The organism is Kitasatospora sp. NPDC049258 (genome assembly GCF_040678895.1).
Lineage (GTDB): Bacteria > Actinomycetota > Actinomycetes > Streptomycetales > Streptomycetaceae > Kitasatospora.
The window spans coordinates 154,582-168,400 of the sequence record NZ_JBFAQT010000003.1 but is presented as its reverse complement, the minus strand read 5'-3'; the positions used below and the strand labels follow the sequence as shown (position 1 = coordinate 168,400).

The following is a 13,819-nucleotide window of genomic DNA, read 5'->3' as shown; positions in this document are numbered from 1 at the left end:
GCTACCGCATGCGGCACGCTCGTGTGCGAGCCTGGGTCCACCCCAACCCTCACGGGAAGAGGGCGTGCCGAAGCACGCTACGAGTGAGCCGACGCATCAGTCTACGTCAGGCAGCAACCCGACGCCAAAACGATGCCGCCCGGTCACACTCCGTACCCGGTCTCAGTAGGTGGTGCCGACCGCGACCGGCTCGACCACCGCGGTGCAGGCCGCGCAGCGGCGGGCCGCCTGCGGGATCTCGGTCAGGCACTCCGGGCAGGGGCGCTTGGGCGCCTTCGGCTTCTTCGGCAGGTAGCGGGCGGTCGCCTTGGTGACCGGCAGCACCACGCAGAAGTACAGCACCGCCGCCGTCATCAGGAAGGCGATCAGCACGTTCAGGAACTGGCCGCACGGGAAGGTGACCCCCGCCACGGTGAACTTGTAGCTGCTGAAGTCGCCGGCCGCGCCGACCACCACGCCGACCAGCGGGGTGAGGAACGCCGACACGAAGCCGGTCACGACACCGGTGAACGCGGCACCGATGACGACGCCGACCGCCATGTCGATCACGTTGCCGCGCATCATGAAGTCGCGGAAGCCCTTGAGCACTGCTCGCCCCTATGTGTAAGTGGTGGCCCGTGGAGTGGTGGCCGTCAAACGCCGGAGCCTAGCGAAAAGTCTGCCAGTGTCAAAATAGGACAAAGGGCCTGGAGGCGAAAGCCTCCAGGCCCTGATCCCGCTCCGATCAGGCCAGCGGGTCCGGAGCTGCGGTGATGCCCAGCTTGGCGAGCTCCGCACGGCCGCCGTCGAAGGCGGTCAGCACCAGCGGACCCTGCTCGGTGACGGCCACCGAGTGCTCCCAGTGCGAGGCCCAGGTGCCGTCGTTGGTGACCACCGTCCAGTCGTCCTCCAGCACCGTGGTGTGCGGGGTGCCGAGCCCGACCATCGGCTCGATCGCCAGCACGGTGCCCGGGATCAGCTTGGGGCCCTTGCCCCGGCCGGCCACGTAGTTCAGCACGTGCGGCTCCATGTGCATCGCGGTGCCGATGCCGTGGCCGCCATACCCCTCGGTGATGCCCCACTTGCCCTTGGGCGGCAGCGGCTGGCGGCGGATGTAGCCCTCGATCGCCCGGGACACGTCGGCCAGCCGGTTGCCCTTCTTCATCTGGGCGATGCCGGCCCACATCGAGCCCTCGGTGACCCGGCTCAGCAGGGTGTGCTCGGGCGCCACCTCGCCGACCGGGACGGTGATCGCGGCGTCGCCGTGCCAGCCGTCCACGATCGCGCCGCAGTCGATCGAGATCAGATCGCCCTCCTGGAGCACCCGCTCGCCCGGGATGCCGTGCACCACCTCGTTGTTCACCGAGGCGCAGATCACCCCCGGGAACCACAGTCCGCCGTGGTCCGCGCGGAAGTTCGAGGTCGCGCCGTGGTCGGCGATCACCTTCGCCGCGATGTCGTTGAGCTCCTGGGTGGTCACCCCCGGGGCGACCGCCTCCCGGCAGGCCTTGAGCGCTTCGGCGACGACCAGCCCGGCCACCCGCATCTTCGCGATCTGCTCGGGGGTCTTGATCTCCACCATCCGGTCACGCCTTCCACTGTTCGTCGCGCGCCCGGTCCTTGCCGGGCGGCCGTGCTGCTACCACCGTACGACGCCGGAAACGGCCGGGACGCCCCGTGCGGGGGCACCCCGGCCGTTTCATGGCACTGCGGACGCTCAGGCGTCCTTGTTCTTCTCCAGCGCGGCGATCGCCCGCGCGGTGACCTCGTCCACCTTGCCCAGGGCCGGGATGGTCACCAGCAGGTCCTGCTGCGCGTAGTAGTCGATGATCGGCTCGGTCTCCGTGTGGTAGACCTCCAGCCGGGTCCGCACCTTGTCCTCGGTGTCGTCCGGACGCTGGTACAGCTCGCCGCCGCACTCGTCGCAGACGTCCTCCTCCTTCGGCGGGTTGTACACCACGTGGTAGACGTGGCCCCCGTCGTTGCGGCAGAGCCGACGTCCGGCGATCCGGTTGACGACCTCGTCCTCGGGGACCTCGAGGTCCAGCACGCCGTCCAGGGCGATGCCCTGCTCGACCAGGAACTCGTCCAGCGCCTTCGCCTGGACGAGGTTCCGCGGGAAGCCGTCGAGCAGGAAGCCGCCGGCGGCGTCCGCCTGGAGCATCCGGTCCTTGGCCATCCCGATGGTGACCTCATCCGGTACCAGGCGACCCTCGTTCATGTACGCCTTGGCCTCGAGCCCCAGCGGGGTGCCCTGGCTGATGTTGGCGCGGAACAGGTCTCCGGTGGAGATGTGCGGGATGGACAGGGTCTTGGCCAGGACGTGCGCCTGAGTACCCTTCCCTGCCCCGGGAGGCCCGACGAGGACGATTCGCATCAGCGGAGGAACCCTTCGTAGTTACGCTGCTGGAGTTGGCTCTCGATCTGCTTGACAGTTTCGAGGCCCACGCCGACGACGATGAGCACGCTGGTGCCGCCGAACGGGAAGTTGGTCTGCTGTCCGAAGGCGACCAGGGCGATCATCGGGATCAACGCGATCAGACCCAGGTAGAGCGATCCCGGCCACGTGATGCGGGTGAGCACGTAGTTCAGGTACTCGGCCGTCGGTCGGCCGGCCCGGATACCCGGGATGAACCCACCATACTTCTTCATATTGTCGGCAACTTCTTCGGGGTTGAAGGAGATGGCCACATAGAAGAAGGCGAAGAAGACGATCAGTACGAAGTACGTGACCATGTAGACCGGGTGGTCGCCGCGGACGAAGTGGTTCTTGACCCAGACCGCCCAGCCCGCCTGGCTGTTGGTGAGCTGCACCACCAGTGCCGGGATGTAGAGGAGCGACGAGGCGAAGATGACCGGGATCACACCGGCCTGGTTCACCTTGAGCGGGATGTAGGTCGAGGTGCCGCCGAACGCCCGCCGGCCGATCATCCGCTTCGCGTACTGCACCGGGATCCGGCGCTGTGCCTGCTCGACGAAGATGACCAGGCCGACCACGACGATGCCGACCGCGATGACGCTGAAGAACTCGACCCAGCCGCCGCCGATGGTGCCGGACTGCTTGATCTGCCACATCGAGCCGGGGAAGCCGGCCGCGATCGAGGTGAAGATCAGGATGGACATGCCGTTGCCGATACCGCGGTCGGTGATCAGCTCACCCAGCCACATGATCACCGTGGTGCCCGCGGTCATCGTGATGACCATGGTGGCGATCCGGAAGACCGACTGGTCCGGCACGACCTGGTTGGCGTAGGCGCAACCACTGAACAGGGCGCCGCTGGAGGCCGTCGCGACGATGCCGGTGCCCTGGAGCACGGCGAGCGCGATGGTCAGGTAGCGGGTGTACTGGGTGATCTTCGCCGTACCGGCCTGCCCCTCCTTCTTCAGCGCCTCGAGCCGCGGGATGACCACGGTGAGGAGCTGGAGGATGATGCTGGCCGTGATGTACGGCATGATGCCGAGCGCGAAGATCGTCAGCTGCAGCAGCGCATTACCGCTGAAGAGGTTCACCAGGGCGAACAGACCACCCGGGGTGTCCTTCAGACACTGGTTGACGGCAACAAAGTTGACGCCCGGTACGGGAATGTGCGCGCCCGCCCTGAACAGCACCATGATGCCCAGCGTGAACAGCAGCTTCTTGCGCAGGTCGGGCGTCTGGAACGCCCGCGCGAACGCACTGAGCACGGTGCCTCCTGCGCCTCCCGCACATCGTCGGCGGGAGGGTCGGTCCTGAATGGGGAGTGGATTGCGCGCCCCCGTACGGGCTGGCACAGGCAAGCCTTGCGCCAGCGTACAAGGGAACTCCACGGACTCTAACAGTGCACGGCCACCGGGCAGAAGCTTGAGCCACCGCTCCCCCACTGACGGGGTACGGCTTGCCCGGTTTTGGCACACAATTCGTCTGCAAATGCAGCGGGCCCCGCACCTCCCTTTCGGGAGCTGCGGGGCCCGGGGGTCAACAGGCTCAGAGGAGCTCGGTGACGGTGCCGCCGGCGGCGGTGATCTTCTCGGCCGCGGAGCCGGAGACGGCGTCGACCGTCACCTGCAGCGCCACCGCGATGTCGCCCTGGCCGAGGACCTTGACGAGCTCGTTCTTGCGAACGGCGCCCTTCTCGATCAGGTCGGCCACGGTGACCTCGCCACCCTGCGGGTAGAGCTCGGCCAGCTTGTCCAGGTTCACGACCTGGAACTGCTTGTGGGCCGGGTTCTTGAAGCCCTTGAGCTTCGGCAGGCGCATGTGGAGGGGCATCTGGCCACCCTCGAAGCGCTGCGGAACCTGGTAGCGAGCCTTGGTGCCCTTGGTACCACGACCTGCGGTCTTACCCTTGGAGCCTTCACCACGACCCACACGGATCTTGGCGGTCTTGGCACCCGGGGCAGGCTTCAGGTTGTGGACCTTCAGCGGATTGTCCGCCATGTCAGTCAACCTCCTCGACCGTGACGAGGTGACGGACAGTCTGGGCCATCCCGCGGATCTCGGGACGGTCCTCCTTCACGACCACGTCGTTCATCCGCTTGAGACCAAGCGAACGAAGGGTGTCACGGTGGTTCTGCTTGCTACCGATGTAGGACTTGGTCTGCGTGATCTTGAGGCGAGCCATCAGGCGCTCACCCCAGCTGCACGCGCCCGCAGCAGAGCGGCGGGAGCCACGTCCTCCAGCGGCAGGCCACGGCGGGCGGCGATCTCCTCGGGGCGCACGAGGCCCTTCAGAGCGGCCACGGTGGCGTGCACGATGTTGATCGCGTTGTCCGAGCCGAGCGACTTCGACAGGATGTCGTGAACGCCGGCGCACTCCAGGACGGCACGCACCGGGCCACCGGCGATAACGCCGGTACCGGGGGACGCCGGCTTCAGGAGCACGACGCCGGCGGCCTTCTCACCCTGGATCGGGTGCGGGATGGTGCCCTGGATACGGGGGACCTTGAAGAAGTTCTTCTTGGCCTCCTCAACGCCCTTGGCGATGGCGGCCGGAACCTCCTTCGCCTTGCCGTATCCGACACCCACGGTGCCGTCACCGTCGCCCACCACGACCAGCGCGGTGAAGCTGAAACGACGACCACCCTTGACAACCTTGGCGACACGGTTGATCGCTACGACGCGCTCAACGTAAGCAGTCTTCTCGACGGCGGGAGCGTTGCCCCGGTCGTCACGCTTACGGTCACGCCGCTCGCCACCGCCGGTGCCGCCGCCGGCGCCGCTACCGCGGCGCTGGGGTCCAGCCATTGGAATTACCTCTCTCGATTACGTCCGTCGACTAGGCCGACGAGCGGGCTTAGAAGTCGAGCCCGGCCTCACGGGCCGCGTCCGCCAGGGCGGCGATGCGGCCGGCGTACCGGTTGCCCGCGCGGTCGAAGACGACCGACTCGATGCCGGCGGCCTTGGCGCGCTCGGCGACCAGGGCTCCGACCTTCTTGGCCAGCTCGGTCTTGTCGCCCTCGTTCCCACGGATGGAAACATCGAGGGTGGACGCCGACGCCAGGGTGTGACCCTTGGCGTCGTCGATGACCTGGGCGACCATGTGACGGTTCGAGCGGGTCACCACGAGGCGCGGACGCACCTCGCTGCCGGTGACGCGCTTGCGAACGCGGATGGCGCGGCGCTTGCGGGCGGCGTTCTTGTAGGCGTTGCCCTTGCCGATCTTGACAGAGACGCTCATCGCTTACTTACCACTCTTTCCGACCTTGCGGCGGATGACCTCGCCCGCGTACTTGACGCCCTTGGCCTTGTACGGGTCAGGCTTGCGCAGCTTGCGGATCTTGGCCGAAACCTCACCCACGAGCTGCTTGTCGATCCCGTCCACGTGGAACTTGGTGGGCGACTCGACCACGAAGGAGATGCCCTCCGGGGCCTCGATCAGGACCGGGTGGCTGAAGCCGAGCTGGAACTCCATGGCGGAGCCCTTCGCAGCGACTCGGTAACCAACACCGCTGATCTCCAGCGACTTGCGGTAGCCCGCGGTCACGCCGGTGATCATGTTCGCCACCAGCGTCCGCGACAGGCCGTGGAGGGCCTTCGACTGACGCTCGTCGTTCGGGCGGGTGACGAGCAGAGTGCCGTCCTCGCCCTTGCCGATCTCGATCGGCGCGGCGACGACGTGGGTGAGGGAGCCCTTGGGGCCCTTCACCGACACCTCGCGGCCATCGATGGTGACGTCCACGCCGGCGGGAACCGGGATGGGCAGCCGTCCAATGCGAGACATTGCTGTACCTCCGTTTCCCGAATTACCAGACGTAGGCGAGAACTTCTCCGCCTACGCCCTTCTTGGCGGCCTGCTTGTCGGTGAGGAGACCCGAGGACGTGGAGATGATCGCCACGCCCAGGCCGCCGAGCACCTTCGGCAGGTTGGTGGACTTTGCGTAAACGCGCAGACCCGGCTTGCTGATGCGCTTGATGCCGGCAATGGAGCGCTCACGGTTCGGGCCGAACTTGAGCTCGATGGTCAGCTTCTTGCCGACCTCGCCCTCAACCGGCTCCTCAACCTTGTAGGAGGAGATGTACCCCTCCTGCTGCAGGATCTCGGCGACGTGCGCCTTGATCTTGCTGGCCGGCATCGCCACGGAGTCGTGGTACGCCGAGTTCGCGTTACGCAGACGCGTGAGCATGTCTGCGATGGGGTCGGTCATGGTCATGATGGCCTCAGGCCTCTCTCGCCGTGGTTTCTCCGCGCCAGGTCCCCCTCCGCGCACTCGCTAAAGAGTGCGAAAGGGGCACAAGCGCAGGGGACCTGCGGCGTAGTAAGACTGGGTGCGAGCCCTCAGAAGAGAGCCGCGAGCACCTATAGGAGATGCCGCGGCAGGGGGCCCGACCCCACTACCTTACGGGATTCCGTACGGAGACCCAAAAGACGGCGGTCGGGCACCACTGCGTCGCGTTGCTGTGCCTGGCGCTCCGGGGTTACCAGGAGCTCTTGGTCACACCCGGCAGCTCGCCGCGGTGCGCCATCTCACGGAGGCACACACGGCACAGGCCGAACTTGCGGTACACCGAGTGCGGACGGCCGCAGCGCTGGCACCGGGTGTACGCCCGGACGCCAAACTTCGGCTTGCGCTCGGCCTTTGCGATCAGGGCCTTCTTCGCCATGCTCACGCCTCCTTGAACGGGAAGCCCAGGGCGCGCAGCAGCGCCCGGCCTTCATCGTCGGTCTGAGCGGTGGTCACGACGGTGATGTCCATACCGCGCTGACGGTCGACCTTGTCCTGGTCGATCTCGTGGAACATGACCTGCTCGGTCAGACCGAAGGTGTAGTTGCCACGGCCGTCGAACTGCTTGGGCGAGAGGCCGCGGAAGTCACGGATACGCGGCAGAGCCAGCGACACCAGACGGTCCACGAACTCCCACATGCGGTCACCACGGAGGGTGACGTGGGCGCCGATCGGCTGCCCCTCGCGGAGCTTGAACTGCGCGATGGACTTGCGGGCCTTGGTCACGGCCGGCTTCTGGCCGGTGATCGCGGTCAGGTCCTTGATCGCGCCCTCGATCAGCTTGCTGTCACGGGCCGCCTCGCCGACACCCATGTTGACCACGACCTTGACCAGGCCGGGGATCAGCATGACGTTCTCGTACGAGAACTGCTCGTGCAGCTGGCCCTTGATCTCGGAGTTGTAACGCTCCTTGAGGCGGGGGGCCACCTTCTCAACAGTCGTCTCAGACATCAGATGTCCTCACCGGTCCGCTTGGCAACGCGGATCTTGTTGCCCTCGTCGTCGAAGCGGTAACCAACGCGGGTGACGACCTTCTTGCCGTCCTTCTCAACGACCAGCTGGACGTTGGAGACGTGCACCGGGGCCTCGACGGTGACAATGCCACCCTGGGTGCCCGGGCCCGGCTTGGTGTGCTTCTTGACCCGGTTCACACCCTCGACAAGGACCTTGTTCTCGGCGGGCATGGCCTGGATGACCTTGCCCTGCTTGCCGCGGTCCTTGCCGGTGATGACCTGAACCAGGTCACCCTTCTTGATCTTCATGCTGTTCGCCATGGGTTAGAGCACCTCCGGCGCCAGCGAGATGATCTTCATGAACTTCTTGTCACGCAGCTCGCGGCCCACCGGGCCGAAGATGCGGGTGCCACGGGGGTCACCATCGGTGTTCTTCAGAACGACCGCAGCGTTCTCGTCGAAGCGGATGTACGAGCCATCCGGACGACGACGCTCCTTGACGGTGCGAACGATGACGCACTTGACGACGTCACCCTTCTTGACCGAACCGCCGGGGATCGCGTCCTTGACGGTGGCGACGATGACGTCCCCGATACCGGCGTAGCGGCGACCGGAGCCACCGAGAACACGGATGCAAAGGATCTCCTTGGCACCAGTGTTGTCGGCGACACGCAGTCGCGACTCCTGCTGGATCACAGCTTTCTCCTGATCGTCAACGAGAGTCGACGGGCCGGCCGCTGCTCACTCGATCGTCTCGCGACATCGAGCACATACGGCCGTACCACATCGGCTTCGTTACTTGGCCTTCTCGAGGATCTCGACGACGCGCCAGCGCTTCGTCGCGGACAGCGGGCGGGTCTCCATCAGGAGGACCCGGTCGCCGATGCCGCAAGCGTTCTGCTCGTCGTGCGCCTTCAGCTTGTTCGTACGGCGGATGACCTTGCCGTACAGAGCGTGCTTGACGCGGTCCTCGACGGCGACGACGACGGTCTTGTCCATCTTGTCGCTGACGACGAGACCCTCGCGGGTCTTGCGGAAACCGCGCGTCTCGTTGGTGTTCTCAGTCATCAGGCGTTCTCCACCGTCTCGATGCCCAGCTCGCGCTCGCGCATCAGGGTGTAGATCCGCGCGATGTCCTTGCGGACGAGCTTGAGCCGTCCGTGGTTGTCGAGCTGCCCGGTCGCCGCCTGGAAGCGGAGGTTGAACAGCTCCTCCTTGGCCTCGCGGAGCTTGGCAACGAGACCCTCGTTGTCCAGCTCGCGCAGCTCAGCAGCCTTGGTGCCGGCCGACATCAGCTCTCACCTGCCTCGCGCCGGACAATCCGGCACTTCATCGGGAGCTTGTGAGCTGCGCGGGTCAGCGCCTCACGAGCCACCTTCTCGTTGGGGTACGACAGCTCGAACATGACCCGACCCGGGTGCACGTTCGCGATCCACCACTCGGGCGAACCCTTACCGGAACCCATGCGGGTCTCGGCCGGCTTCTTGGTGAGCGGGCGGTCCGGGTAAATGTTGATCCAGACCTTGCCACCACGGCGGATGTGACGGGTGATCGCGATACGAGCGGACTCGATCTGACGGTTCGTCACGTAGGCCGGGGTCACGGCCTGGATGCCGTACTCGCCGAACGCGAGCTCGGTGCCACCCTTGGCAGCGCCGCGGCGCTTGGGGTGGTGCTGCTTGCGGTGCTTGACCCTACGAGGGATCAGCATGGGTCAGGCCTCCGTTCCGGTGTTCTCTGCAGCCGGAGCCTCGGTCACCGGGGCCGAAGCCTCGGTGCCCTGGGGGCGACGGCCACGGCCACCGCGCTCGCCACCACGGGCGCCGCCACGCTCGCCACGCGCGGGGCGGGCGTCGTTGCGGGCCGGGCGGTTGCCCGAGCGGGCAGCAGCGTTCTCAGCGCGGACCTCGGCGATGTTCTTGACGTCGCCCTTGTAGATCCAGACCTTCACGCCGATGCGGCCGAAGGTCGTCTTGGCCTCGAAGAAGCCGTAGTCGACGTTCGCACGAAGGGTGTGCAGCGGCACACGACCCTCGCGGTAGAACTCCGAACGGCTCATCTCGGCGCCGCCGAGACGACCGGAGCACTGGACCTTGATGCCCTTGGCGCCGGCCTTCATGGTGCTCTGCATCGACTTGCGCATCGCACGGCGGAAGGAGACGCGGGAGGACAGCTGCTCCGCGACGCCCTGAGCCACGAGCTGGGCGTCCAGCTCGGGGTTCTTGACCTCGAGGATGTTCAGCTGGACCTGCTTGCCGGTCAGCTTCTCCAGGTTGCCCCGGATCTTGTCGGCCTCCGCGCCGCGGCGACCGATGACGATGCCCGGACGAGCGGTGTGGATGTCGACGCGGACGCGGTCGCGGGTGCGCTCGATCTCAACCTTCGAGATGCCGGCGCGCTCCATGCCCTTCGTCATCATGCGACGAATGGCAACGTCTTCCTTGACGTAGTCCTTGTACAGCTTGTCGGCGTACCAGCGGGACTTGAAGTCCGTGCTGATGCCGAGGCGGAACCCGTGCGGGTTAACCTTCTGGCCCATTACCGGGTCCCTTCCTTGCTGCTGACGACCACGGTGATGTGGCTGGTCCGCTTGCGGATCCGGTAGGCGCGGCCCTGGGCACGCGGACGGAACCGCTTCAGGGTCGGGCCCTCGTCAACGTACGCCTCGGAGATCACGAGGTCGTCCACGTTGTTGTGGTTGTAGTTGTGCACGGCGTTGGCAATGGCGCTGTCGAGCACCTTGCCGACCGGCACGGTCGCGGCCTGCGGAGCGAAACGCAGGACCGCCTGGGCCTCCGTGGCGTTAAGGCCACGGATGAGGTCCACCACGCGGCGGGCCTTCATGGGCGTGACGCGGATGTACCGCGCCTGGGCCCTGGCTTCCATGGTTGTCCCCTTGCTGGTGTAAGTCATGTGAGTCTTGCTGGCGCTCAAGCTCGCGAGCACCCGCTGCGAAGCTTCGAACTGGTGCTTAGCGACGCTTCGACTTGCGGTCGTCCTTCACGTGCCCCTTGAAGGTGCGCGTGGGGGCGAACTCGCCGAGCTTGTGGCCGACCATCGACTCGGTGACGAACACCGGGACGTGCTTGCGGCCATCGTGAACCGCGATCGTGTGGCCGAGCATGGCCGGCGAGATCACGGAACGACGGGACCAGGTCTTGATGACGTTCTGCGTGCCCGCCTCGTTCTGGACATCCACCTTCTTCTGAAGGTGGTCGTCGATGAAGGGGCCCTTCTTGAGACTGCGCGGCATCTGACCTGCTCCTAGCGCTTCTTGTTGGTCTTGCGGCGGCGCACGATGAGCTTGTCCGACGCCTTGTTCGGGCGACGGGTGCGGCCCTCGGGCTTACCCCACGGCGAGACCGGGTGGCGACCACCGGAGGTCTTACCCTCACCACCACCGTGCGGGTGGTCGATCGGGTTCATGGCGACACCACGCACGGTCGGGCGAACGCCCTTCCAGCGCATACGGCCGGCCTTGCCCCAGTTGATGTTCGACTGCTCGGCGTTGCCGACCTCGCCGATGGTGGCGCGGCAGCGGGCGTCGACCAGGCGGATCTCACCGGAGGGCATGCGCAGGTGCGCCATGCGACCCTCACGGGCGAGCAGCTGGATGCCGGCACCGGCGGAGCGGGCCATCTTGGCACCGCCACCGGGACGCAGCTCCACCGCGTGGATGGTGGTACCAACCGGGATGTTGCGCAGCGGCAGGTTGTTGCCCGGCTTGATGTCGGCGCCAGCGCCGTTCTCGATCCGGTCACCCTGGGCAACGCCACGGGGGGCGATGATGTAGCGCTTCTCGCCGTCCGCGTAGTGCAGGAGCGCGATGCGCGCGGTGCGGTTGGGGTCGTACTCGATGTGAGCGACCTTGGCCGGAACGCCGTCCTTGTCGTGACGACGGAAGTCGATCACGCGGTAGGCGCGCTTGTGACCGCCACCCTGGTGGCGAGCGGTGATACGACCGGCGTTGTTACGGCCGCCCTTGCTGTGCAGCGGGCGAACCAGCGACTTCTCCGGCGTGGACCGCGTGATTTCGACGAAGTCGGCCACGCTGGAGCCACGACGGCCCGGCGTAGTCGGCTTGTACTTGCGGATACCCATTTTCGTCCTCGTCCTTATCGACGATCACGACCCCGTCAGGCGGAGGCCGGACCACCGAAGATGTCGATGCGGTTGCCCTCGGCCAGCGTCACGATGGCGCGCTTGGTGTCCTTGCGCTTGCCAAAGCCCGTCTTGGAGCGCTTGCGCTTGCCCTGACGGTTGAGCGTGTTGACGGCCTCGACCTTGACCGAGAAGACCGCCTCGACGGCCTGCTTGATCTGCGTCTTGTTGGCACCCGGCGACACGATGAACGTGTACTTGTTCTCGTCGAGGAGCGAGTAGCTCTTCTCGGAGATGACCGGCTTCACCAGGACGTCACGCGGGTCCGTGTACGTCTTGCTCGTGATCTCTGCAGCCATCAGGCGGCGCTCCCTTCGAGCTCGCCCTCAGCGGCAACAGCCTTGGCGGACGCGGCCGGACCGGCCACGAAACGCTCGAAGGCAGCCTGGGTGAAGACCACATCGTCGGAGACGAGCACGTCGTAGGTGTTCAGCTGGCCGGCGTCCAGGATGTGCACGTTCGGCAGGTTGCGAGCGGACTTGATGCCCAGCTCGTCCGCACGCTCGACGACCAGGAGGACGTTCTTGCGGTCGGTGATCTTGCCGAACAGACCCTTGACGGCCTTGGTCGACGGCGCCTCGGTCGCGGTCACGTCGGTGACGACGTGGATGCGGTTGTGGCGGGCCCGGTCGGTGAGCGCACCGCGCAGGGCGGCAGCGATCATCTTCTTCGGGGTCCGCTGCGAGTAGTCACGCGGCACGGGACCGTGCACGACGCCACCACCGGCGAACTGCGGCGCACGGGTCGAGCCCTGACGGGCGCGGCCGGTGCCCTTCTGGCGGTACGGCTTCTTGCCGCCGCCACGGACCTCGCCGCGGGTCTTGACCTTGTGGGTGCCCTGACGGGCGGCAGCGAGCTGCGCCACAACGACCTGGTGCATCAGCGGGATGCTGACCTTGGCGTCGAAGATCTCGGCGGGCAGCTCGAGGCTGCCGGCCTTGTCGCCAGCCGGCGACAGGATGTCAATGGTGCTCATATCCTCACAGCCCCTTCGCCGCGGTGCGGACGAGGACGAGGCCGCCGTTCGGGCCCGGGATTGCGCCCTTGATCAGGAGCAGGCCCTTCTCCGCGTCAACGGCGTGCACGGTCAGGTTCTGGGTGGTCACTCGCTCGTGGCCCATCCGACCCGCCATACGCATGCCCTTGAACACGCGACCCGGGGTGGCGCAGCCACCGATAGAACCGGGCGAACGGTGCTTGCGCTGGGTGCCGTGACCGGCGCCGAGGCCCTTGAAGTTGTGACGCTTCATGACACCGGCGAAGCCCTTGCCCTTGGAGGTGCCGGTCACGTCGACCTTGACACCCGCCTCGAACAGCTCAGCGGTGATCTCCTGGCCGAGGGTGTACTCGGACGCGTCCGAGGTACGCAGCTCGACCAGGTGGCGGCGCGGGGTGACACCGGCCTTGGCGAAGTGGCCCGCGAGGGGCTTGTTCACCTTGCGGGGGTCGATCTCGCCGAAGCCGATCTGCACGGCGTCGTAGCCGCTCGCGCTGTCGGCGGTGTGGACCTGGGTCACGACATTGGGCCCGGCCTTGACGACGGTCACCGGAACGATCCGGTTGTTCTCGTCCCAGACCTGGGTCATGCCGAGCTTCTCGCCCAGGATGCCCTTAATCTGCTTTGCCATCTTCGTCGCGCCTCTCAGAGCTTGATCTCGATGTCGACGCCGGCCGGAAGGTCGAGGCGCATCAGCGAGTCAACGGTCTTCGGGGTCGGGTCGAGGATGTCGATCAGACGCTTGTGAGTGCGCATCTCGAAGTGCTCGCGCGAGTCCTTGTACTTGTGCGGCGAGCGGATGACGCAGTACACGTTCTTCTCAGTGGGCAGCGGCACCGGGCCCGCGACCTGCGCACCAGTGCGAATGACGGTCTCGACGATCTTCTTCGCCGAGGAGTCAATCACCTCGTGGTCGTAGGCCTTGAGCCGGATGCGGATCTTCTGTCCCGCCATGGCTACTCAGTAGTCCTTTGTCTCGTCTGCTGCTACTGCTGCCGGCTTCGTCCGGGTGGACTCGTCCGGTGGT

General features: G+C 66.4%; 25 protein-coding genes. All 25 read right to left on the bottom strand.

The window, feature by feature from the left end; translation table 11 throughout:
• Positions 1-162: 162 nt before the first annotated feature.
• Positions 163-588 carry a large conductance mechanosensitive channel protein MscL gene (gene mscL, locus AB0K43_RS04115; protein WP_363635517.1) on the bottom strand — a complete coding sequence of 142 codons (426 nt, stop codon included), beginning with the start codon at positions 586-588 and terminating at the stop codon, positions 163-165.
• A gap of 136 nt (positions 589-724) precedes the next feature.
• Complete coding sequence (gene map / locus AB0K43_RS04110; protein WP_363635515.1) at positions 725-1,561, bottom strand: type I methionyl aminopeptidase; 837 nt, start codon at positions 1,559-1,561, stop codon at positions 725-727.
• A gap of 135 nt (positions 1,562-1,696) precedes the next feature.
• Complete coding sequence (locus AB0K43_RS04105) at positions 1,697-2,356, bottom strand: adenylate kinase (RefSeq protein WP_363635513.1); 660 nt, start codon at positions 2,354-2,356, stop codon at positions 1,697-1,699.
• On the bottom strand, positions 2,356-3,663 hold the full coding sequence (gene secY / locus AB0K43_RS04100) for a preprotein translocase subunit SecY (protein WP_363635511.1): 1,308 nt from the start codon (positions 3,661-3,663) through the stop codon (positions 2,356-2,358). The genes AB0K43_RS04105 and secY overlap by 1 nt, the downstream gene beginning before the upstream one ends.
• A 280-nt stretch (positions 3,664-3,943) precedes the next feature.
• On the bottom strand, positions 3,944-4,396 hold the full coding sequence (gene rplO / locus AB0K43_RS04095; protein WP_363635509.1) for a 50S ribosomal protein L15: 453 nt from the start codon (positions 4,394-4,396) through the stop codon (positions 3,944-3,946).
• 1 nt (position 4,397) lies between these two features.
• The gene (rpmD, locus tag AB0K43_RS04090) at positions 4,398-4,580 is read right to left on the bottom strand and encodes a 50S ribosomal protein L30 (protein ID WP_073924296.1); all 183 of its coding nucleotides are present in this window, start codon (positions 4,578-4,580) and stop codon (positions 4,398-4,400) included.
• Positions 4,580-5,203, bottom strand: coding sequence for a 30S ribosomal protein S5 (rpsE, locus tag AB0K43_RS04085; protein ID WP_033824222.1), 624 nt, complete (start codon positions 5,201-5,203; stop codon positions 4,580-4,582). Before rpsE ends, rpmD begins: the two co-directional genes overlap by 1 nt.
• Before the next feature lie 49 nt (positions 5,204-5,252).
• Positions 5,253-5,636 (bottom strand): 50S ribosomal protein L18, encoded by a 384-nt coding sequence (rplR, locus tag AB0K43_RS04080; protein WP_363635506.1) that lies wholly within the window; start codon positions 5,634-5,636, stop codon positions 5,253-5,255.
• 3 nt (positions 5,637-5,639) lie between these two features.
• Positions 5,640-6,179 (bottom strand): 50S ribosomal protein L6, encoded by a 540-nt coding sequence (gene rplF / locus AB0K43_RS04075; protein ID WP_363635504.1) that lies wholly within the window; start codon positions 6,177-6,179, stop codon positions 5,640-5,642.
• A gap of 22 nt (positions 6,180-6,201) precedes the next feature.
• Positions 6,202-6,609 (bottom strand): 30S ribosomal protein S8, encoded by a 408-nt coding sequence (rpsH, locus tag AB0K43_RS04070; protein ID WP_030055831.1) that lies wholly within the window; start codon positions 6,607-6,609, stop codon positions 6,202-6,204.
• A 265-nt stretch (positions 6,610-6,874) separates the two neighbouring features.
• A complete protein-coding gene (locus AB0K43_RS04065; protein WP_030263476.1) occupies positions 6,875-7,060 on the bottom strand; it encodes a type Z 30S ribosomal protein S14 in 186 nt (61 codons plus the stop codon).
• Positions 7,061-7,062: 2 nt separating this feature from the next.
• The gene (gene rplE, locus AB0K43_RS04060; RefSeq protein ID WP_033824225.1) at positions 7,063-7,632 is read right to left on the bottom strand and encodes a 50S ribosomal protein L5; all 570 of its coding nucleotides are present in this window, start codon (positions 7,630-7,632) and stop codon (positions 7,063-7,065) included.
• On the bottom strand, positions 7,632-7,943 hold the full coding sequence (rplX, locus tag AB0K43_RS04055; RefSeq protein ID WP_030055828.1) for a 50S ribosomal protein L24: 312 nt from the start codon (positions 7,941-7,943) through the stop codon (positions 7,632-7,634). Before rplX ends, rplE begins: the two co-directional genes overlap by 1 nt.
• A 15-nt stretch (positions 7,944-7,958) precedes the next feature.
• Positions 7,959-8,330: a 50S ribosomal protein L14 gene (gene rplN, locus AB0K43_RS04050; protein WP_030263487.1), complete on the bottom strand. Its 372-nt coding sequence runs from the start codon at positions 8,328-8,330 to the stop codon at positions 7,959-7,961.
• Between the two features lie 99 nt (positions 8,331-8,429).
• Entirely contained in the window at positions 8,430-8,702 is a 273-nt protein-coding gene (rpsQ, locus tag AB0K43_RS04045; protein ID WP_033824226.1) for a 30S ribosomal protein S17, read from the bottom strand.
• On the bottom strand, positions 8,702-8,926 hold the full coding sequence (rpmC, locus tag AB0K43_RS04040; protein WP_030055825.1) for a 50S ribosomal protein L29: 225 nt from the start codon (positions 8,924-8,926) through the stop codon (positions 8,702-8,704). Before rpmC ends, rpsQ begins: the two co-directional genes overlap by 1 nt.
• Positions 8,926-9,345, bottom strand: a complete 420-nt coding sequence (gene rplP, locus AB0K43_RS04035) for a 50S ribosomal protein L16 (RefSeq protein ID WP_033824227.1) — start codon at positions 9,343-9,345, stop codon at positions 8,926-8,928. Before rplP ends, rpmC begins: the two co-directional genes overlap by 1 nt.
• A gap of 3 nt (positions 9,346-9,348) precedes the next feature.
• A complete protein-coding gene (gene rpsC, locus AB0K43_RS04030; RefSeq protein WP_033824228.1) occupies positions 9,349-10,173 on the bottom strand; it encodes a 30S ribosomal protein S3 in 825 nt (274 codons plus the stop codon).
• On the bottom strand, positions 10,173-10,520 hold the full coding sequence (rplV, locus tag AB0K43_RS04025) for a 50S ribosomal protein L22 (RefSeq protein ID WP_033824229.1): 348 nt from the start codon (positions 10,518-10,520) through the stop codon (positions 10,173-10,175). Before rplV ends, rpsC begins: the two co-directional genes overlap by 1 nt.
• Before the next feature lie 85 nt (positions 10,521-10,605).
• Entirely contained in the window at positions 10,606-10,887 is a 282-nt protein-coding gene (rpsS, locus tag AB0K43_RS04020; RefSeq protein WP_363635500.1) for a 30S ribosomal protein S19, read from the bottom strand.
• A gap of 11 nt (positions 10,888-10,898) precedes the next feature.
• Positions 10,899-11,735 carry a 50S ribosomal protein L2 gene (rplB, locus tag AB0K43_RS04015; protein ID WP_350638220.1) on the bottom strand — a complete coding sequence of 279 codons (837 nt, stop codon included), beginning with the start codon at positions 11,733-11,735 and terminating at the stop codon, positions 10,899-10,901.
• Positions 11,736-11,770: 35 nt separating this feature from the next.
• Entirely contained in the window at positions 11,771-12,097 is a 327-nt protein-coding gene (rplW, locus tag AB0K43_RS04010; protein WP_149038535.1) for a 50S ribosomal protein L23, read from the bottom strand.
• Entirely contained in the window at positions 12,094-12,771 is a 678-nt protein-coding gene (gene rplD / locus AB0K43_RS04005) for a 50S ribosomal protein L4 (RefSeq protein WP_363635497.1), read from the bottom strand. Before rplD ends, rplW begins: the two co-directional genes overlap by 4 nt.
• Before the next feature lie 4 nt (positions 12,772-12,775).
• Positions 12,776-13,423: a 50S ribosomal protein L3 gene (rplC, locus tag AB0K43_RS04000; protein ID WP_033824234.1), complete on the bottom strand. Its 648-nt coding sequence runs from the start codon at positions 13,421-13,423 to the stop codon at positions 12,776-12,778.
• Positions 13,424-13,437: 14 nt separating this feature from the next.
• Positions 13,438-13,746: a 30S ribosomal protein S10 gene (gene rpsJ / locus AB0K43_RS03995; protein ID WP_012785157.1), complete on the bottom strand. Its 309-nt coding sequence runs from the start codon at positions 13,744-13,746 to the stop codon at positions 13,438-13,440.
• Positions 13,747-13,819: the final 73 nt, after the last annotated feature.